The 19,658-nt window shown below is 71.4% G+C and carries 16 protein-coding genes; 7 read left to right on the top strand and 9 right to left on the bottom strand.

Annotated elements, in window-relative coordinates; translation table 11 throughout:
- Window positions 1–540: 540 nt before the first annotated feature.
- Window positions 541–1,890 (top strand): cellulose binding domain-containing protein, encoded by a 1,350-nt coding sequence (locus tag O7616_RS12590; protein WP_282306959.1) that lies wholly within the window; start codon window positions 541–543, stop codon window positions 1,888–1,890.
- Window positions 1,891–1,929: 39 nt separating this feature from the next.
- Here O7616_RS12590 and miaB read toward each other — a convergent pair whose 3' ends face one another.
- Complete coding sequence (gene miaB / locus O7616_RS12585) at window positions 1,930–3,423, bottom strand: tRNA (N6-isopentenyl adenosine(37)-C2)-methylthiotransferase MiaB (RefSeq protein WP_282306958.1); 1,494 nt, start codon at window positions 3,421–3,423, stop codon at window positions 1,930–1,932.
- 220 nt (window positions 3,424–3,643) lie between these two features.
- On the opposite strand from miaB, the gene O7616_RS12580 reads away from it, so the two are divergent.
- Window positions 3,644–4,552 carry an alpha/beta hydrolase gene (locus O7616_RS12580; RefSeq protein WP_282306957.1) on the top strand — a complete coding sequence of 303 codons (909 nt, stop codon included), beginning with the start codon at window positions 3,644–3,646 and terminating at the stop codon, window positions 4,550–4,552.
- Window positions 4,553–4,667: 115 nt separating this feature from the next.
- On the opposite strand, the gene fxsT is transcribed toward O7616_RS12580, so the two are convergent.
- The 6 genes from fxsT to O7616_RS12550 form a co-directional block, all read right to left on the bottom strand.
- Window positions 4,668–8,537 carry an FxSxx-COOH system tetratricopeptide repeat protein gene (gene fxsT, locus O7616_RS12575; protein WP_282306956.1) on the bottom strand — a complete coding sequence of 1,290 codons (3,870 nt, stop codon included), beginning with the start codon at window positions 8,535–8,537 and terminating at the stop codon, window positions 4,668–4,670.
- Window positions 8,534–9,805, bottom strand: coding sequence for a TIR-like protein FxsC (locus O7616_RS12570; protein WP_282306955.1), 1,272 nt, complete (start codon window positions 9,803–9,805; stop codon window positions 8,534–8,536). Before O7616_RS12570 ends, fxsT begins: the two co-directional genes overlap by 4 nt.
- On the bottom strand, window positions 9,802–10,461 hold the full coding sequence (locus O7616_RS12565; RefSeq protein WP_282306954.1) for a TIR-like protein FxsC: 660 nt from the start codon (window positions 10,459–10,461) through the stop codon (window positions 9,802–9,804). Before O7616_RS12565 ends, O7616_RS12570 begins: the two co-directional genes overlap by 4 nt.
- Before the next feature lie 52 nt (window positions 10,462–10,513).
- Entirely contained in the window at window positions 10,514–11,338 is an 825-nt protein-coding gene (locus O7616_RS12560; RefSeq protein WP_282306953.1) for an AAC(3) family N-acetyltransferase, read from the bottom strand.
- Entirely contained in the window at window positions 11,322–13,583 is a 2,262-nt protein-coding gene (locus tag O7616_RS12555) for an FxsB family cyclophane-forming radical SAM/SPASM peptide maturase (protein ID WP_282306952.1), read from the bottom strand. Before O7616_RS12555 ends, O7616_RS12560 begins: the two co-directional genes overlap by 17 nt.
- Window positions 13,584–13,646: 63 nt before the next feature.
- A complete protein-coding gene (locus O7616_RS12550) occupies window positions 13,647–13,832 on the bottom strand; it encodes a hypothetical protein (RefSeq protein WP_282306951.1) in 186 nt (61 codons plus the stop codon).
- A 165-nt stretch (window positions 13,833–13,997) separates the two neighbouring features.
- On the opposite strand from O7616_RS12550, the gene O7616_RS12545 reads away from it, so the two are divergent.
- On the top strand, window positions 13,998–14,246 hold the full coding sequence (locus tag O7616_RS12545) for a DUF2277 family protein (RefSeq protein ID WP_282306950.1): 249 nt from the start codon (window positions 13,998–14,000) through the stop codon (window positions 14,244–14,246).
- A 28-nt stretch (window positions 14,247–14,274) separates the two neighbouring features.
- Here the strand turns inward: O7616_RS12545 and O7616_RS12540 are convergent, their stop codons facing one another.
- Window positions 14,275–14,754 (bottom strand): hypothetical protein, encoded by a 480-nt coding sequence (locus O7616_RS12540; RefSeq protein ID WP_282306949.1) that lies wholly within the window; start codon window positions 14,752–14,754, stop codon window positions 14,275–14,277.
- A gap of 230 nt (window positions 14,755–14,984) precedes the next feature.
- Window positions 14,985–15,974, bottom strand: coding sequence for a selenide, water dikinase SelD (gene selD, locus O7616_RS12535; RefSeq protein ID WP_282306948.1), 990 nt, complete (start codon window positions 15,972–15,974; stop codon window positions 14,985–14,987).
- Between the two features lie 196 nt (window positions 15,975–16,170).
- On the opposite strand from selD, the gene O7616_RS12530 reads away from it, so the two are divergent.
- Genes O7616_RS12530 through O7616_RS12515 form a run of 4 tightly spaced genes read left to right on the top strand, consistent with a single transcriptional unit; the run spans window position 16,171 to window position 19,578 of the window.
- Entirely contained in the window at window positions 16,171–16,926 is a 756-nt protein-coding gene (locus O7616_RS12530; protein ID WP_282306947.1) for an amino acid ABC transporter ATP-binding protein, read from the top strand.
- Between the two features lie 57 nt (window positions 16,927–16,983).
- Window positions 16,984–17,862: a glutamate ABC transporter substrate-binding protein gene (locus tag O7616_RS12525; protein WP_282306946.1), complete on the top strand. Its 879-nt coding sequence runs from the start codon at window positions 16,984–16,986 to the stop codon at window positions 17,860–17,862.
- A 40-nt stretch (window positions 17,863–17,902) separates the two neighbouring features.
- A complete protein-coding gene (locus O7616_RS12520) occupies window positions 17,903–18,610 on the top strand; it encodes an amino acid ABC transporter permease (RefSeq protein WP_282306945.1) in 708 nt (235 codons plus the stop codon).
- Window positions 18,607–19,578, top strand: coding sequence for an amino acid ABC transporter permease (locus O7616_RS12515; RefSeq protein ID WP_282306944.1), 972 nt, complete (start codon window positions 18,607–18,609; stop codon window positions 19,576–19,578). The genes O7616_RS12520 and O7616_RS12515 overlap by 4 nt, the downstream gene beginning before the upstream one ends.
- Window positions 19,579–19,658 lie beyond the last annotated feature (80 nt).

The following is a 19,658-nucleotide window of genomic DNA, read 5'->3' as shown; positions in this document are numbered from 1 at the left end:
CCGCCGCCACGCCGCGCCGCCGCCACGCTCCAAGATCCGCGCAACTTCCCGGATGTTGCTGCCTCCGACGCGCGGGAGGCAGCAACATCCCTGATGTTGCGCGGATCTTGGCGGCGACGAGCGCGCTGGAACGGTCGGGAGGGGTTCAGGCGTCGGCGTCAGTCAAGGTCGCACTCGATCCTTGACGTAGTGGTCTCCGTCGCACGCCACGCCACTACATCCAGGATCGAGCGCGATCATGGGGTGGGCGCTGTGCAGCGTGGCGAGCCGGTGCGCCCGGGCACGGTGAAGCTCGGCGGGGCGAGCGGCTGAGCCGTCGGGACGGCCGGTGCGCGATGCCGCCCTGACCATTTACATGCATGCCCTTCTATGCTTTCATCAGGAAAGCGCTTGCCTCACTGTCGGCGGGCGTAAGCGCGGGAGCCGCTTTCCTTCACGAACCTGCACCGGCGGGCCCGAGGACCACTGGTCCCGGCCGACCTCGCCGCCCACGGGCATGGGCGACGCGACGGTCCGTCCGCCTCATCGAAAGGGAGCAGCATGCGCACAGGACGGCGTCGAACGACGCTGATCGCCACCACCGCGGCAGCCACCGCGACCCTGGTCACCGCAGGTCTGCTGACCTCGGTCTCCGCCCAGGCGGCCGCCGGCTGCCAGGTGGCCTACTCGGTCGCCAGCCAGTGGCCGGGCGGCTTCACCGGCAACGTCACGGTCACCAACCTGGGCGACCCGGTCTCCGGATGGACGCTGCGGTGGTCGTACGGGGCCGGTCAGCAGACCAGCCAGGCGTGGGGCGCGACAATCTCGCAGAGCGGCAGCCAGGTCTCCGCGACGAACGTCGACTACAACGGCAACCTGGCCACCAACGGCACCGCCTCTTTCGGCTTCAACGCGAGCTGGAACAACTCCAGCAACCCCGCCCCGACCAGCTTCACCCTGAACGACGTCGCCTGCACCGGCAGCACCACCCCGACGACCCCGCCGCCGACCACCCCGCCACCGTCGAGCACCCCGCCGCCGACCACCCCGCAGCCGTCGAACCTGGTCGGCTGGGCCACCCAGAACGGCGGCACCACCGGCGGCGGCAACGCCGGCACCACCACCGTCAGCAACGCCTCCGGCCTGACCAGCGCACTGAACGCGACAGGGGCCGCGGTGATCCGGGTGACCGGCACCATCACCTGCTCGGGCATGCTGCGGGTCAGGTCCAACAAGACCATCATCGGCAACTACGGTGCGACGATCGTCGGCTGCGGTCTCAACATCAACGGCGACCGCAACGTGATCATCCGCAACCTGACCTTCCGCAACTGGGACGACGACGCGATCAACGTGCAGGAGTCGGCCACCAACATCTGGATCGACCACAACACGTTCAGCAACGGGTACGACGGCGCGGTCGACATCAAACGCGGCTCGGACTTCGTCACCGTCTCGTGGAACCGGGTCTTCAGCCACGACAAGACCATGCTGCTCGGCCACAGCGACGACAACGCCGGCCAGGACGTCGGTCACCTGCGGGTGAGCTACCACCACAACTACTTCGACGGCAGCAACCAGCGCAACCCCCGGGTGCGCTTCGGCAACCCGGTGCACGTCTACAACAACTACTACCGGGCCAACGGTGGCTACGGCGTGGCGTCCACCGAGAACGCCGGTGTGCTCGTCGAGGGCAACTACTTCGAGAACGTCGACGACCCGTACCACCGTGGTGAGGGCGACTCCGGGCCCGGCGGCCTGGTCGCCCGCAACAACCACTTCGTCAACTCGCCCACCGGCCAGGCCGGTGGCAGCGTGGCAAGCATCCCGTACTCCTACCAGCTGGACACCGCGAGCAACGTCAAGTCCATCGTGACGGCGGGCGCGGGCGCCGGCAAGATCACCATCTGACCGCGGAAGGGCCCCTCGACGAGGGGCCCTTCCGTCCCGTCAGTGCGCGGCGCAGCCCGCCGTGGGCGCGGGCACGACCGGCGGTGCGCCGATCGTCGGCAACCCCAACAACACCCCGGGGGTACGCGGAGCGCGCCCCGCCTCGGCCGCGTCGCCGGCCCGGGTACGCCGATGTGCCACCAGCGCCCCGTCGGCGTTGAGATGGTGCGGTGCCGCGTACGTGATGGTGGTGTGCACGATGTCGCCCGGGCGGATCCGCTCGGCGAGCGACTCCCCGCCGGGGCCCTCGGTCGCGAAGTGCACCAGCCGACCGTCGCGGGCCCGGCCGGACATCCGGCCGGTGCGCTCGTCCTTGCGGCCCTCTCCGACGGCGACCAGCACCTCGACGGTCTCGCCCACCAGGCGCTTGTTCTCCGCCCAGGTGATGTCCTCGACGGTCGCGACCAGCCGCTCGTAGCGTTCCTGCACGACCTGCTTGGGCAGTTGGTCGTCCATCGTCGCGGCCGGGGTGCCGGGCCGCTTCGAGTACTGGAAGGTGAAGGCCGAGGAGAACCGCGCCTCGCGGACCACGTCCAGGGTGCGCTGGAAGTCGGCCTCGGTCTCGCCGGGGAAGCCGACGATGATGTCGGTGGTGATCGCCGCGTCCGGCATCGCCGCCCGGACCTTCTCGATGATCCCGAGGTAGCGCTCGGAGCGGTAGGACCGGCGCATCGCCTTCAGCACGTCGTCGGAGCCGGACTGCAACGGCATGTGCAGCGAGTGGCAGACGTTGGGCGTCTCGGCCATCGCGGCGATCACGTCGTCGGTGAAGTCCTTCGGGTGCGGGCTGGTGAACCGGACCCGCTCCAACCCGTCGATGTCGCCACAGGCGCGCAGCAACTTGCCGAACGCGTACCGGTCGCCGAACTCGACGCCGTAGGAGTTGACGTTCTGCCCGAGCAGCGTCACCTCCAGCACACCCTCGTCGACCAGGGCGCGTACCTCGGAGAGGATGTCGCCGGGCCGTCGGTCCTTCTCCTTGCCGCGCAGCGCCGGCACGATGCAGAAGGTGCAGGTGTTGTTGCACCCCACCGAGATCGACACCCAACCGGCGTACGTGGACTCGCGGCGGGTGGGCAGCGTGGAGGGGAAGACGTCGAGGGACTCCAGGATCTCCACCTCGGCGGCGGCGTTGTGCCGGGCCCGCTCCAGCAGCACCGGCAGCGCGCCGATGTTGTGGGTGCCGAACACCACGTCGACCCAGGGCGCCTTGCGGACGATGTCACCCCGGTCCTTCTGGGCCAGGCAGCCGCCGACCGCGATCTGCATCCCGGGGTGCTTGTCCTTCACCGGGCGCAGGCGACCGAGGTTGCCGTAGAGCCGGTTGTCCGCGTTCTCCCGCACCGCGCAGGTGTTGAAGACGACGATGTCCGGGGTGTCGTCGGCGGGCAGCGCGCGCACGTAGCCGGCCTGTTCGAGCAGCCCGGAGATGCGCTCGGAATCGTGCACGTTCATCTGGCAGCCGTACGTCACGACGTTGTAGGTCCTAGCCACCCTCTTGGTGCCCCTTCCCCTCGGGCTACCAGGGTAGCGGCCCGTTCGGTGGCCCCCACCCACCGGCATTGACCCGGTGGCCAATGGCGGGCATCCACGACGGGCAGTACGCTGCACAACAAGAATGTGTTCTGGGCGATTTCGGGGGCTTTGCACTCGGCGCCGACGATGCGCGGCTCCGTTCACGGGGGAGCACATGACGACCCGCGGGAGGCCAACCGTGACGCGACAAGATGCGGCACAGCGCACCGTCACCACCCCGGACGGGCGGCACCTCGCGGTGGAGACCTCCGGCTCACCGGACGGGCCCGCGGTCTTCCTGCTGCACGGCACCCCGGGCAGTCGCAGCGGCCCCCGGCCACGGGGCATCGTCGTCTACCGCCTCGGCGTACACCTCGTCTGCTACGACCGGCCCGGTTACGGCGACTCCGACCGGCACGAGGGTCGGCGGGTGGCCGACGCGGCGGCCGACGTGGCGGCGATCGCCGACCACCTCGGCATCGAACGGTTCGCGGTGGTGGGTCGGTCCGGTGGCGGCCCGCACGCCCTGGCCTGCGCGGCGCTGCTGCCCGACCGGGTCACCCGGGCCGCCGTGCTGGTGGGGCTCGCCCCGGCCGGCGCACCCGACCTGGACTGGTACGCGGGCATGGCGGAATCGAACATCGAGGACTACGGGCAGGCCGACGAGGACCTGGCCGAGCTGACCCTCAACCTGAAGGTGCGCGCCGACGAGGCCCGGCGGGACCCGATGACGCTGCTGGAGTTCCTCCGCCCCCAGTTGCCGGAGGAGGACATCCGGGTGGTCGACGACATCGCGATCCGCCGGCTCCTCACCGACATGTACTCCGAGGCGCTGCGGCACGGCCCCGAGGGCTGGATCGACGACGTGTTGGCGATCCGACGCGGCTGGGGGTTCGACCTGGGCGCCATCCAGGCGGAGGTCCGGCTCTGGCACGGCGAGCAGGACCGTTTCTCCCCGGTGGAGCACTCCCACTGGCTCGCCTCGCGGATCTCCCGCGCCGAGGTCCAGGTGCAGCCCGGCGCCGCGCACTTCGGTGCGGTGGAGATCCTGCCGCAGACCCTGAGCTGGCTCGCCCGGCCCGACCTGGCGACCAGCCCCCGGCTCTGACCGGCACGGCACAGACCGGCAGGCAGGACGGCGGGCCGGGCCGGATGCGCAACCCGCCCCGCCCGTCGGACCAGCCCGGTCAGCCGGACCAGCCCGGTCAGCCGGACCGGCTCGGTCAGATCGTGTGCGGGTCGATCACCCGGACCACGAACCGCCGCTCGCGCAGGGTCTGCACGGTCGGATGCTCCGGGCCGATCACCTCGGCCAGCCGGTCCGCCACGTCGCCGACGTCCTCGCCCGCCGCCTCGCCACCGACCCGCCTCGACACCAGGGCGAGATCACCGAGACACCGCAGCGTGTCCGGGTGCTCCGCGCCGATCACCGCGGCCAGACGACCGGCGGTCTCCCGCAGGCGGTCCCGGGCCGACTCCCACTCCCCCTCCTCGGCGAGGCAGACGGCGTGGTTCACCTCCGCCGCCAGGGTGTGCGGGTGATCGGGGCCGAGCACCTTGCGCAGCTCACCGGACGCCCGGGCGGCCGACGCGCGCGCGTCCGACCTGCGCCCGACCGAGCGCTCGGCGGCGGAGATGTTGCTCAGCGTGGCAAGGGTGTGCGGGTGTTCGGCACCGAGGTGCAGTTGCTCCTCGTACGACTGCCGGACCGCGGTCATCTCGGTGAGCGCCCGGGCGCCGTCGCCGACGGCCAGCAGGTTCGCCGCGCGACTCGACCGGCACGCCACCGTGTCCGGGTTGTCCGGGCCGAACCGTTCGTCGAGTTCCCGGTAGGCCGTCTCGAACATCGGCGCGGCCTCCGCTCCCCGGCCCGCGCTGCGCAGTGACACCGCCAGGTTGACCTGCGCGGCGAGACTCTGGCCGTCGTCCGGCCCGAGCACCTCGCAGTACGTCTCGTAGACGGTGCGCAGCAGGGTCGCCGACCTCTCGTACTCGCCGGCCTCCCGCAGGTCGCTCCCCAGCCGCACGGCGGAGACGAGGGTGTACGGGTGGGTGGGGCCGAGCACCAGTCGCCGCCGTTGGTGCACCTCGTCGTCCCACCGCCGGGCGGCCCGGTAGTCGCCGACCAGCCGGTACGAGACGGCGAGGTTGTTGGCGGCGCTCAACGTCCGGGGGTGGTCCTCGCCGAACACCTGGAGCCAGGAGGCGTAGGTGGACCGGTCCCGTTCCAGCGCCTCGGCGTAGCGGCCGAGCGCGCGCAGGTCACCGCCGAGGCTGCCGGCGGTCATCAGACTGTGCGGGTGCATCGGGCCCAGCAACCGGCGTTGCTCGGCCAGCACCGCCTCGTCCAGGTCCCGGGCCTCTTCGAACCGGCCCAGGCTGCGCAGGATGTTCGCCCGGTTGAACCTCAGGTGCAGCAACTGCCGGCCCAACGCCGACGCCTCGGTCTCGTCCGGCGTGTCGGCGAGCCGCGCCGTCCAGGTGTCGTCGACCTCCTGGCTGAACACGTCGGCCTGGTCCAGACCACCGCGCTGCCACAGATACCGAACCCGGTCGATCAGCAGTTGGCACACCGACTCGTCCGGGCAGGTCAGCGCCTCGGAGACCTCCAGGTGGGGCCAGAGCATGCGCAACCGGGCCCAGGTGCTCGGGTCGTCCACGTCGCCACGGGGCCGGGACGCGGCCAGCACCAGGTGTACCTGGTGTCGGGCGGCGGCGATCTCGTCCTCGGTCATCCGGTCGCGGACCACCGCCTGCAACAACCGGTGCACCTGGACCCGGCCGCCCTGCACGTCGAGTTTGAGCAGCGCCAACCGGTTGATCTGCTGGACCAGCGCACCGCGCACCAGCCGCTCCGACACCGACGGGTCGAACGGCACGAGGGCCGCCGCCATCTCGTCGCTGTAGATGAGCTCGAGCGAGATCTCCGGGGCCAGCACCGAGCAGAGCTGCAACAGCCGGTACGCGGCCGGTGCCTGTTCGAGCAGCCGGTTCAGCGACAGGTCCCAGGTGGCCTCGACGGAGAGGGCGCTCGGGCCGTGCCGCTCGATCTGCCGCAGGTAGTCGCCGACCGACGTGCCGGTGTCGGCGAGCCAGGCGCCCGCGGCGGCCACCGCGATCGGCAGGTCGCCGAGCGCCTCGGCCACCCGGTCGGCCTCCTCGGCGCTGATCGTGGGCACCCGCTGGGCGAGGTGCGCGACGCTCTCGGTGCGGTCGAAGACGTCCACCTGGATCGGGTTCGCCCGGTCCCCCCAGGCGCGGTTGCGGGAGGTCAACAGGACGTGCCCGGGGCCCTGCGGCAGGAATGGCTCGATCTGGTCGAGCTCCTCGGCGTTGTCGAGCACGACGAGCCACCGCTCGTACGGCTCGCCCCGGCCGAGCACCTGCAGCACGGACCGGACCGTGTCCGGCAGGGTGGGCCCGGCGAGGATGCCGAGGCGACCGGCGAGGTCGGCCAGGGCGGTGTCGACGAACTGCGGCGGGTCCGCCACGATCCACCACACCACGTCGTACGCGGCCTTGAACCGGTGCACGTACTCCAGGGCCACCTGTGTCTTACCGACGCCGCCCATGCCCTGCAGGGCGACCGGCAGCACCACCGCGCTGCCCCCGCTCTGCAGTTGCGCGCGCAACCGGGCCAGGTCGTCCTCCCGGCCGGTGAACCGGGCGTTCCGGTTCGGCGCGTTGAAGATCAACGGTTCGGCGCCGGGGAACCGGGTGCTGCCGCCCGCCGGGCCGTCCGCCGACGACGGCACCGGCCGACCGACCAGCCGCAACACCCGCTCCACGGCGGTCGCCGCGCTCACGTTGACCAGGTTGGTGGAACTCTGCGAGGGGAACTCCGCCAGCGGACGCAGGTCGGCGACGTACACGGCGAGAGCCGTGGAGCCGGTGCTCGTGTCGCGAGCGGGCAGACCGCCGGACGGCGTCGCCACATAGGCCGGTGAGACCACGGTCAGCGTGCGCGGTGCCGGCGTACCGGCGGAGCCGACGGCGGCCGCCGGATCGACCACCCGTAGCCCCGCCGAGCTGAGCACCCGTTCCAGCCACTCGGCCCAGATGGCGTCCTCCGGCGCGCAGCGGAGCACGATCTGGTCGTCGATCGCCTCGGTGCGTCGGCGGAAGCGGGCCTTGCCGCGCTCCCGCACCGACTCGTCCATCACCGGCAGCGCGGTCACCGCGCCGTCGGTGAGGATCCCGGTCAACGTCTCGAACGCGGCCAGCAGCGACGTCGGCGAGCCGGGCGGGTCGCCGAACGTGGCGAGGGTCTCCTCGTACGCGTAGAACGGCCGGTACGGGACCTCGACGGCGGCCCAGTAGCGCCGCCGTTCGGCCTCGGTCATGCCGGCCGGCAACCCGGCGAACCGGCGCATGGCCAGCAGACGCCCCGCCTCGGCCCGCTCCTTCTCGGCCTGGTCGACCCGCATCGGGACGGGCAGGACCCGGATGTCGCGCCGCCGGTACCGGTCCCGTACCGAGTGCGCCACCCGGGCCGCGCCCTCGATGCCCTGGTCGCTGAGCGTGAAGCAGTCGACCAGGGTGTCCGGCAGGTGCAGGGTGCAGATGTCGGCGACGTCGCTCAGCCCCGTCCGGCTGTCGATCAGGGTGAAGTCGTACTGGCGCTTCATGTCCGCACGCAGCGCCTCGAAGAACTGCGCGCCGCCCAACCGGTTGTAGAAGTTGTCCCAGTCCAGCCCGCTGACCGAGACGGCGTAGTCGCTGTTCTGCCGGCCCGCGGAGAGGAAGTCGAGGCCACCGCCGTTCGGGAAGTTCCAGCGAAGCGAGAACGCGTGTCGGCCGACCCGGGCGTACTGCTCCATCCAGCGGTCCGGTCGGTCGTCGACCCGGGTGGTCTCCCACTCGTAGTCGCGGATCATGTCGATCACACCGCTGGTGCCCTGGATCGCCTCGGCGTCGAGGAACGGGTGGAAGAAGCGGTGCAGGCCGGGCGATTCGAGGTCCCAGTCGGCGACCAGCACCCGCCGACCGCTGGCCGCGAGGATCCAGGCCACGTTGGCCAGCGCCATCGTCCGGCCCGTCCCACCCTTGAACGAGTAGAAGGTGACGACCTGGCCGTCGCGATCGTTGTTCATCGGTCTTCTCCGTGGGGACGCAGTGGGGCCGCATCATCGGGCCCGGACGCGGGGTCGGTGGGGACGGCCGGACCGGTGGCGGGCAGGCCGTCACGCAGGCTCGGCACCGGCTCGGGCGGCGGTTCGAAGGGGACCACCGGGCCGTACTTGAGGAACTGACGGCGGGCCTCGGTGACCAGCGCCGGCATCAGGTCGACGAACTCCGGCACGGTGCAGGCGCGCTTGACCTGGGGCAGACCGGCGTCGTGCAGCAGTCGGGTCACCTCGGTCGCCCACCGGTCGGCGTCCTGGGTGTCGTCGTCGTCGGTGACCACCAGTGGGACGACCCACTCCCGCAGGCCGCGCAGCATGCCGGCCAGAGTTCGGGCTCCGTCCGGCACCGCCGCGATCCACGGGTCGACCAGCAGCACGGCAGGCCGCCGACCGAGCAGCCCGGCGGCCTGCGCGAAGTCGGCCGTGCGGGCCGACAGCCCGAGTCGTTCGGCGGTGCTGGCCGCGTACTCGGCGGCGGGCAACTCCTGGCGACGCCCGTACGGCCGCCAGAGCCGGCCGCTGGCCGCGTAACCGGCGGGGTCGCGGTCGGCCGGGAGGTGGTCCCGGGTCGGGGCCAGCACGGCGACGACGAAGTCCGGGTCGGTCGTCCCCGGGCGGACGACCTCGTCGAGGCTCGGCGCGCGGGACGGACCCAGCGGCCGCCGCTCGGCGGTGTGCACGATCCGGCTGGCCAGGCGACTCAGCAGAAGCTCGTACTGCTCCCGGTAGGGGGCCAGCATGCAGAAGGCGCGCAGACCGTCCTCGGCGTACGCCGGGACGTCGCGACCCAGGTCCAGCGCGCCGTCCAACTCCGGATGGGACTCCCACGGGGGGAACGGGATCCACAGCACCGGCAGGAGGTGACCGGCGGTGAGCCGGGCCGACCCGGCGGCGGCCAGCCGGGCCCGGAAGGACTCCTGCTCCCCCAACGCCCAGGGACGACTGAAGTAGCCGGGTGAGTAGAGCGGGACGAAGACCTCGGCGTCGCCGAGCGCCTCGGCGAGAGCCGCCTTCCAGTCGGCCCCCAGCGGGATGTTCTGGTCGAAGAAGCCGATCCGCATCCCCGCCACCGGTCGCGCCTGCCGACGCACCTCGTCGGTCAGGTCGGCGAAGAACTGGCCGACCCACACGTCGGCGTCGGCGCGGGCGCCCGGCGGCGGGGCCGAATGCGCGTAGCTGAGGAAGAAGTACGTGCCTCGCGACGCCTGTCGACGGCGGTCCGCCGGCGGGCTCATCCCGGCTCCTCGGCGAACCTGTTGCACAGTTCGTCCACGCTCTGCGGCACCCAGGGCTCCACCAGGTACGACCGGTGGATGGCCACGATCCGCTGGGCGAGTCGCCAGACCACCGCCCGGTACGCGTTCTCCCACTGCATGGTCAGCAAGCCGTAGACCCCATCCCGCTGGTAGTGCGCCGCGATGTCGGGATCCGGCATCGCGGTCGGGGTGAACCGTTGGATGTCGCGGAGCACCCGGGGCAGCGCCGTGCCGTTCGTCGGCGACCAGGTGACCGGCACGATCGCCGTCTCGTGGGGCGAGGCGGAGCTGTGCCGCGGGACGATCCGTCGGCGGGAGAACGCGTCCCACTCGCGACCACACCACGCGCTGCCGATCAACGCGCTGGACACCAGCGGGACGAAGACCTGGCAGGTGCCGGCGGCCTGGAGAAGCTCCGGGCTCCACCGTTCACCACCGGCGATGGAGGTGTCCAGGAAGCCGGCGTCCACGCCGGTCACCGGGCCGACCAGCTCACTGACGTGGACGGAGACGTCCTCGAAGAACCGGGAGACGTACTCGGCGGGTTTGCCGGTGGCCCGGCCGATCGGCGCGCGCGAGTAGCTGATGAAGAAGAGCGGGGCGCGCGACCTGGAGGGTGCGTCCACTGTGCTCACCGCTGCCCCTCCGCCCTCCCCACGCGGCCGGACCATCAGCGTAGTCCCCGCGTCAACGTCGCACCGCCAAGCGGTTCGCCGCGAACCAGCCCACCGCGAAGTCCACTGCGGCACGCGCCGGCAGCAGCCGGGCCTCGGCCCGGCCGACCCGACCGTGCTGGACGAAGGGCGTGCCGTCGAGGGCGGCACCCACCTGGGGGAAGTCGGTGTCGTCCAGGTCGAGCGCGCGGAAGTCGAGTCGGACCCGACGCCCGTCGACCAGCCGGAAGCAGTGGTAGTCACGCTCGGGCGGCGGCACCGGCAGCCGGTACTCGGCCAGGTGCAGGGCGCTGCACGAGTCGTAGCCCGCGCCGAGCAGCAGGATCTGCCCGTCGGCGGCGTACAGATTGCCGACCGGCGAGCGTTCCCCCAGGTGGCAGGTGAGCTCGTGGCCGTCGGTGAGCTGCCGGGCCCGAGGGCCGAGCGCCGCGAACGAGGTCTGCGGATGGTCGCTGCGCACCGCACCGGGAGCGCAGCGGACGTACTCGGCGAGCGCGCCCATCCGCTGGGAGGGGGTGGTTCGCCGGTCCCAGCCCGGCAGCGCCGCCTCGTAGCGCTCGCGTTGCACCCGATCCATGCCGGCGACGGCGGCCAGGTGCGCTCGGGAGGTGGTCGAGTTGCCGTCGGTCTGGGTGGGCACCAGCAGCGTGCCGGCCGGGCCGAGGACGTCCCGCAGGGCCCCGGCGAGGGTCGCCGGGCCGTGCTCCAACGGGCCCACCCGACGCAGACCGCAGTGCACCACGAGGCACGCACCCGGGCGGACTCCCAGCGCCCGCAGGTCGTCGGCCAGGCGAAGCCGGCCCAGCACGGGCCACGGCCGCTCATCGGGACCCGACACGGGTCTCCTCCAGGGCGTGACGCAACCGCTCGACGAACCGCTCACCGGCGGCGGTGAGCGAACGGCTGGCCAGCAGCGCGTCGGCACCGTCACGGGTCCACGCGAGGTAGCGGTCGGCGTGCTCCGCCGCGCTCCCGCCGTCGGCCGCCGCCCGGGCCCGCCACACCTGGGTGACGGCCAGGTGGGCGTACACCCCCTGGAGGACGCCCTCGGGCGGCCGCGGGTCAGGACGCCAGGGCACCCGGATCACCGGGCCCTGACCCGGCACGACCAGGTCGTACCGGTCGAGCACCGCGCCCAGCTTCGCGTGCTGCCATTCGTGCACCAGCAGCACCGCCACCGTCTCCGCGTCCGGGTGGACGGTGACGGCGACCGCACCGAACGCGTGCCGGGCGGTCGCGCTCCGCAGCGGCCGGCTCGGATCGGGCGACAGCGGCACGACGGCCCGCAGGGCGCCGTCGAGCGCCGCCAGGTGCGCCGGCACGTCGCGGTGCATGATCTGCCAGGCCTCGGCGAGGGTACGGCCCAACGCCCGTGCGGCCGAGGGCGTGAGGCCGGGCGCGACCGGCTGGCCGTAGCAGTCCCGGTACGGGTCGTCGTCCTCGATGAGCAACCGTCCGGCGGGCACCGGCACGTCGCGGGTCGGTCGCCAACCCGCCGACGGCTCGCTCCGGTCGAGGTGCACCGTCCGGTCCGCCGACCCACACCGGACCCGGAAACCCCCGGGTCGGACGGTCACCTCGGCACTCCCCCGCAGGCCGGGCAGCACCAGGCTGCCGAGCGTGGGCACCGTGATCACGTCAGGTCGCACCGGAACATCCACTGTGACGGGCACGCCCGCCCGGACGGCGGCGGCGACGGCGAGGGCCGGCAGCGGGTCGACAGCCGCGCGGACACCGGACCCGGCCGACGGGTCGAGGCGATGCACCAACCACGGCCGGACGAAGGGATGCTCCAGGACCGCTCGGACCGCCGTCGGCGCCGTCACCTCGAGGTCGGCGAGCACCTCCCAGGCGGCGGTGGGGCCGGACACCTCCCGGCAGGCGGCCACCAACATCCGGGTGATGGCGACCTGGTCGTCGGCGAGCCGCCGGACGGTCCGCGGTGACCCGTGCCCGGTCGCCAGGTCGTCCAGCAGTTCGTCGACGGGCGACGCGGTGGACCACTCGTGGGCGGGCTTCGCGTACGCGTCCACGCCGTCGATCAGGCGCAGCAGGTCGGCGCAGTAGACCGAGGGGTTGTCGAAGCCGGTGCCGGTGCGCCACCGATGGGCGTACAGCCCGCCACCGCACCTGTCGACCACCGGGCAGGCCCGGCAGGTCGCGCAGAGCCCCTCCACGCCCTCCTGACGGACGGCGACCCCGGGGTGCCGGGCGGCCTCGTCCACCGACTGGTCGAACACGTCGAACCCGGTGCCGGCCGCGCCGTGGTACGCCGTCTTCAACGAGTCGACCTGCTCCCAACTGCCGTCCGCCTCGACCACCAGCACGTCGGCCGGCGCGAGGCCGAACGCCTCGGTGCCCCCGCCACCCGGCCGCAGCGCCTCGAACAGCCGGATCGACCCGGGCCGACCGTCGTCCACCCACCTCCGGTGGATCCGGAGAAGCCAGTCCGCGTACGGGGTGCCGCTGGGGCCGGGCCGTTCCGGTGGGTTGTCCCAGGTGGCGTGCGGCAGCAGCAGGTCGACCCGCGGTGGGCTCTCGGCCAGCAGCGCCTCGTACACCCGGTCGGGGTCGTTGTGGACGTCGACGGTGCAGAGGATGCCGGCGTAGCTGCTGCGAAAGGCCGGTTGCCGGAGCAGGGCCAGCGCGCGTCGGACGTGGTCGTGGCTGCTGCCGCCGTGGGCGAAGACCCGGTGCCGGTCGTTCGCGGCGCGATCGCCGTCGAACGACACGCCGACCCGGACGCCGTACTCCACGAGCAGCCGGCACAGCTCCTCGTCGAGCAGCACGCCGTTGGTCTGCATGCGCAGGTCGAGCCGCGTCCACGGGCTGATCGCCGACCGCAGCTCGGTCAGCACCTCACGCAGCCCGGCGGCGCCCAGCAACAGCGGCTCACCCCCGTGCAGCACCACGTGCACGACCGGTAACCCGTGTTCGCGGGCGTGCTCGGCGATGCGCCGCGCGGCGGCCCGGACGGTGGCCGGCGACATCCGCACCGGTCGGTCCCGCCACGTCTGGTCGGCGTGCTGGTAGACGTAGCAGTGGTCGCAGCTGAGGTCGCACCGACTGTGCACCTTCAGCACGAACTGGCTGACCCGCCGGCAGGGTCCATCCGTTCCGGACGCACCGCACCGACAGGTCATCGCTCAGATGGACGAGTTGAAGGCGGCGACGGGCACACTGCCGGACGGCACGGACTGGCCGACGGCCCGACGGCGCACCGCCTCGACCAGCTCGGCGTGCTCGACGGCGATCCGTTCCAGCGGGGTGTGCAGGCTACGGGTGAGGTCTTCCAGGTCGGGACAGGATGAGCGGGTGGGGGCGTGGTCCACAATGAGTCTCCGGGGGCCCGGGGCGCTGGGAGCGCGAGCGACGACAATGGCTCGAAAGGCTCTGGTCCGTGACCAGGATAGACAAATATCGACCAAGTGTCACCGTCGGTACAGTCGTCGGCACCACGGGTGGCAGACCGCCGGGCCGACAGAGGAGGAGCGCACATGTGCCGGAGCATCAAGACGTTGCGTGAACCGTTCACCCCGCAGGTGACGGACGCGGATGTCGAGGCGGCGGCGTTGCAGTACGTCCGGAAGATCTCTGGCTTCCGGGCGCCCGCCGCGCACAACGCCGCCGCGTTCGACGCGGCGGTGGCCGCCGTGGCCGAGGCGACGCGCACCCTGCTCGACCAACTGGTGGTGCGGGGCACCGGTTCGGGCACCTCGGACCGGCCGGCCACCGCCTCCCACTGACCGCCGCCCCGGCCCGACCCCGGAGAGGTCAGGCCGCGGCGAGCGCGGGAAGGATGGTGTCCGGCGCCCAGCGCGAGCGGTGGCACTGCGACCAGCCCCGGCATCCCGGGTCGCCCAGCGTGCAGAGCCGCTTGCGGGTGAGCACCTCACCGTCGTCGGTGTCCCGTACGTCGAAGTGCACCGGACGGACCGTGCCGTCCGGGGCCACGAGCAGGTGCCGGCCCGCGTCGAGCGTGTCGTCGCGCAACAGGCAGTTGCGGCCCAGCAGTCGCGCGAGCGCGGCGATGCTGGCGTGCTCGGGGAGCCGTTCGGGCACCCCGTAGATGTCGATCACTGTCGCGAACTCGCCTGGCGCCTCCCAGACGTCGCACACCACCGCGTACGCCGGCAGCCGGGCCGGATCGGCTGCCGCCAACGGCATCACCACCCGACCAATGGCCTCGGCCAGCGCCGGGTAGACCTGGACGGGCTGAGCCCCGTCGATTCTCCAGTTCCACAGCTCGGTCATTTCGCCTCCTCGCTGCGTTCGTCCCCACCGGCCTCCGGATCGGGCCTTACTGACGATGGTGGAGGGCATTTGACCCCAGCCGGGCGCAAGTTACCGGTCTGTGACCATTCCGGGCAAAATTTCCCTGAGCGGCATTGCTCGGAGTAGCGGGAAGGTGACAGTTTATCGGGTACGGTGCGCCGGCCGCACCACCGGCCGCCGCGTGTCCCCACGTCCGCCGGGTCGGTCGGTCAGCGCAGGACGACCAGGTGCTCCCCGCGCGGCAGCAACTCGCCCACCACCGGGGCGCCCGGCACCTCCCCGGCCACCAGCAGGCCGCCGGAGGTCTGCGCGTCGGCCAACAGCAGCCGGTCGTCCGCCCCGGCGGAGCCGAAATCGGTCCACGGCGTCACCCAGGCCAGATTGCGCCGGCTGCCGCCGCTCACGTAGCCGTCGCGCAGCGCCTCCCGGGCCCCCTCCAGAAACGGCACCCGGGCCGTCTCGATGGCCACCGTGAGCTGACTGGCCCGAGCCAGCTTCGAGGCGTGCCCGAGCAACCCGAACCCGGTCACGTCGGTCCCGCAGCGGATGCCGGCGGCGACCGCCGCGCGGGCGGCGTCCCGGTTGAGCGCGCTCATCGACGCCACCGCCTGCGGGAAACTCTCACCGGTGTTCTTGTGCCGGGTGTTCAACACACCCACCCCGAGCGGCTTCGTCAGCGACAACGGCAGGCCGGCCCGCCCGGCGTCCAGGGTGATCATCTCTTCGGGCCGGACCGTGCCGGTGACCGCCAGCCCGTACTTCGGGCCGTCGTCGTCCACGCTGTGCCCACCCGCCAGGTGACAGCCGGCCTCCCGCGCCACGTCCTGCCCCCCGCGCAGCACCTCGCCCGCCAACTCCATCGGCAGCACGTCGCGCGGCCAGCAGAGCAGGTTGAGCGCCACCAACGGGGTGCCGCCCATCGCGTACACGTCGGAGAGCGCGTTCGCCGCCGCGATCCGACCCCAGTCGTACGCGTCGTCGACCACCGGAGTGAAGAAGTCGGCGGTGCTGACCAGGCCGGTCCGCTCGTCCAGGCGTACCACCGCCGCGTCGTCACCGTGGTCCAGCCCGACCAGCAACTCGGCGGTGCCGGTCGCCGGGCCGAGACCGGCCACCATGATCTCCAACTCGCCCGGGGGGATCTTGCAGGCGCAGCCACCGCCGCGGGCGTACTGGGTCAGCCGTACCGGTTCGGTCATTCCCTCATGATCTCGACAACCGGCCACGATCGCTACCGGCGCCGCCCAGACGGTGACCGAAATCGGACCCGCGACGACGATCGTGGCCGGTGTTACCGCTCCGTGACCCGCTGAGTTGCATTCCGCCACATCGGGCCGCCTACAGTGGCCGCACCGGGGGTCGACCGACCCCCGATCAGGGAGACGACAGGGGACGGTGGACGACGTGACGACGGGCGAACCGCTCATCGTGCTGGACGCGGTCAACAAGTGGTTCGGACCGCTGCACGTGCTGGACGACGTCTCGCTGTCGGTGGGTCGGGGCGAGGTGGTCGTGGTGATCGGCCCGTCCGGCTCCGGCAAGTCGACGCTGTGCCGCACGATCAACCGGCTGGAGCCGATCAACTCGGGCACCATCACGTTCGACGGCCAGCCGCTGCCGGCCGAGGGCAAGCCCCTCGCGAAGCTGCGCAGCGAGGTGGGCATGGTCTTCCAGTCCTTCAACCTCTTCGCGCACAAGACCATCCTGGAGAACGTCACCCTCGGCCCGATCAAGGTCCGCAAGGAGAAGCCGGCCGCCGCCCGCGAGCGCGGCCTGGCGCTCCTCGACCGGGTCGGTATCGCCAACCAGGCGGACAAGTTCCCGGCCCAACTCTCCGGCGGGCAGCAGCAGCGGGCCGCCATCGCCCGGGCGCTGGCCATGCAACCCAAGGCGATGCTCTTCGACGAGCCGACCAGCGCCCTGGACCCGGAGATGGTCGGCGAGGTGCTGGACGTGATGACCTCGCTGGCCAGCGATGGCATGACGATGGTCGTGGTCACGCACGAGATGGGCTTCGCCCGGCACGCCGCCAACCGGGTCATCTTCATGGCCGACGGGCAACTGGTCGAGGACGCCCCGCCGGCGGAGTTCTTCGAGAACCCGCGCAGCGAGCGGGCCCGAGACTTCCTCTCCAAGATCCTCACGCACTAGGCGTCCGTAGTGGAGCGCGCCGCACCTCGGTGGGCTCCGTCGAAGAAGGAGAAGAGTATGCGTATCACGCGCGTTGCGGCAGTCGCCGCGGTCGCCGCCCTGGCGCTCGGCCTCACCGCCTGCGGTGGCGACGACGGCGGGGAGGGCACCGGCGCTGGCAGCAAGTCCTTCGCCGCCGGCAGCACGATGGAGAAGCTGAACAAGGCCCAGAAGATCAAGATCGGCACCAAGTTCGATCAGCCGGGCTTCGGCCTCAAGGGCCTCTCCGGCAAGCCGGAGGGCTTCGACGTCGAGATCGCCAAGATCATCGCCAAGGAGCTCGGCATCCCCGAGGACAAGATCGAGTGGGTCGAGGCCCCCTCGAAGGTCCGTGAGGACGTGATCGTCAACGGCACGGTCGACCTGGTCGCCGCGACCTACACGATCAACGACAAGCGCAAGGAGCGCATCGCCTTCGCGGGCCCGTACTACGAGGCCGGCCAGAACATCATGGTCAAGAAGGACGACACGACCATCACCGGCCCGGACTCGTTCAAGGACGGCACCAAGAAGGTCTGCTCGGTCACCGGCTCGACGCCGCTCGAGGAGATCAAGAAGTACGTCAAGGACGTCGCCACCCAGGTGGTGCCCTTCGACACGTACGACAAGTGCCGGGACGCCCTCAAGGGCGGCCAGGTCGACGCCGTCACCACGGACAACGTGATCCTGCTCGGCTACATCGCCAAGGACGAGGCGTCGTTCAAGCTGGCCGGCAGCAACTTCACCAAGGAGCCGTACGGCATCGGGGTGAAGAAGGAGGACGCCGACTTCCGCAGCTTCATCAACGACACCCTGGACAAGGCGGTCGCCGACGGCAGCTGGAAGAAGGCCTGGGACGACACCGCCGGCAAGTTCGGCGCGGAACTGGGCTCGGCGCCGACCATCAACCGCTACTGATCTGATCCTTTGATCTGGAGGGTGAGAGGAACACCGACCCGTGAACGTGCTCATCGACAAGTTCGACGTCTTTGCGGGTGGTTTCTGGCTCACCCTCCAGATCTGCCTACTCGCCGCGATCGGCGCCCTCATCCTGGGCGCCGTCGTGGCGGTGCTACGCATCTCGCCGGTGCCGCCGCTGCGCGCGGTCGGCACCAGCTATGTGAACGTCTTCCGCAACATGCCGTTGACAGTGGTGATGTTCTTCGCCGCGTTCGGTCTGCCGGCGCTCGACTCCAACGCGGACTTCCTCCGCATCCCGGTCATCGACTCGTTGTTCACCCGGCTCGGCACCGACCTGCCGTACTTCCGGTTCGCGTTGATCGCCCTGGTCCTCTACACGGCCGCGTTCGTCTGTGAGGCGCTGCGGTCCGGAGTGAACGCGGTGCCCCCCGGCCAGGCGGAGGCGGCGCGATCGCTGGGTCTGACCTTCGGGCAGAACCTGCGCTACGTGGTGCTGCCCCAGTCCTGGCAGGCCTCGATCGTCCCGCTCGGCTCGGTGATCATCGCAATGATCAAGAACTCCGCGCTGGCCGGCTTCTTCGGGGTCGCCGGTGACCTGTCGGCCACGGCCGATCAGCTCACCGGGGCTGAGGGCTACGCCTTCATTCCGGTCGCCATCGGCATCTCGATCGGCTACCTGATCATGACCGTGCCACTCGGCGCCCTGCTGGACCGAATCGAGAAGCGACAGGCGGTGGCCCGATGAGTCAACAGACCAGCGTCCTCTACGACGTTCCCGGGCCGCGGCAGCGGCGGATCACCCTGATCAGCAGCATCGTCGCCGGCGTGGTCCTGCTCGTCGGCGCGTACTTCCTGATCTACCGGCCCCTGGACGAGAAGGGCCAGCTCTCGATGGAGCTGTGGGGCCCGCTGATCGACCCCTCCAACGAGAACTTCTCCCAGGTGTGGGACCGGATCGGCCTCGGTTTCAAGAACACGCTGCTCGCGGCGGCCCTGGCCATCGTCTCCTCGCTGGTGATCGGCACGCTGCTCGCCGTGCTTCGGATCCAGCTGAAGAGCCTGATCCAACGGCGCTTCACCGGCGCGGCGACGCCGGTGGCATACCTGCTGCGCGGGCTGAGCAGGGTGCTGTCGGCGGTCACCCGGGTCTGCGTCGAGGTGTTCCGGGGCCTGCCCGTGGTGATCACCATCTTCTTCGTGGCCCGCGGCTTCCCCGAGTTCGGCCTCTACTTCGACAACTTCTGGTACCTGGTCATCGGCCTCACCATCTACAACTCGGTGGTGATCGGCGAGATCCTCCGCTCCGGCATGGAGGGGTTGCCCGGCGGTCAGGCGGAGGCCGCCGCCGCCATCGGGCTCTCCCCGATCCAGACCACCCGGATGATCCTGCTGCCGCAGGCCTTCCGGGTCATGCTGCCGGCACTGATCAGCCAGCTGGTCGTGGTGCTCAAGGACACCTCGCTGGGGTTCATCATCAGCTACGAGGAGACCCTGAACATCGGCAAGCAGATCATCGGCGTGCTGGGCAACCCGATCCAGGTCTACGTCGTGATCGCCGTGCTCTTCATCGTGGTGAACTACTCGCTGTCGAAGCTCGCCCAGTACGTCCAGCACCGGCTCGCCAAGGGCCGCAAGACCGCCGGCACCCCGGCGCAGAACCCGCCCCCGGCAGCGCTGATGTCCCAGGCCGAAAGCTCCGGCACGGGCATCTGACACCAGGTCACGCCTGGCCCATGATCGACTCAACATCCTCGATATCGGGGCATCCCCCCGGGGGTGCCCCGATGACGCTT

Source organism: Micromonospora sp. WMMD964 (genome assembly GCF_029581455.1).
In the GTDB taxonomy this organism is placed as follows: domain Bacteria; phylum Actinomycetota; class Actinomycetes; order Mycobacteriales; family Micromonosporaceae; genus Micromonospora.
The sequence above is the reverse complement of the archived record's forward strand: the minus strand, read 5'-3'. Positions and strand labels throughout refer to the sequence as shown.

What these genes read in the sequence shown, in the direction of transcription:
- fxsT (WP_282306956.1), bottom strand. Translation starts at nt 8,537, where the DNA reads ATGAACAACGATCGCGACGGCCAGGTCGTCACCTTCTACTCGTTCAAG.
- O7616_RS12570 (WP_282306955.1), bottom strand. Translation starts at nt 9,805, where the DNA reads ATGAGCCCGCCGGCGGACCGCCGTCGACAGGCGTCGCGAGGCACGTAC.
- O7616_RS12545 (WP_282306950.1), top strand. Translation starts at nt 13,998, where the DNA reads ATGTGCCGGAGCATCAAGACGTTGCGTGAACCGTTCACCCCGCAGGTG.
- O7616_RS12525 (WP_282306946.1), top strand. Translation starts at nt 16,984, where the DNA reads ATGCGTATCACGCGCGTTGCGGCAGTCGCCGCGGTCGCCGCCCTGGCG.
- O7616_RS12590 (WP_282306959.1), top strand. Translation starts at nt 541, where the DNA reads ATGCGCACAGGACGGCGTCGAACGACGCTGATCGCCACCACCGCGGCA.
- selD (WP_282306948.1), bottom strand. Translation starts at nt 15,974, where the DNA reads ATGACCGAACCGGTACGGCTGACCCAGTACGCCCGCGGCGGTGGCTGC.
- O7616_RS12515 (WP_282306944.1), top strand. Translation starts at nt 18,607, where the DNA reads ATGAGTCAACAGACCAGCGTCCTCTACGACGTTCCCGGGCCGCGGCAG.
- O7616_RS12540 (WP_282306949.1), bottom strand. Translation starts at nt 14,754, where the DNA reads ATGACCGAGCTGTGGAACTGGAGAATCGACGGGGCTCAGCCCGTCCAG.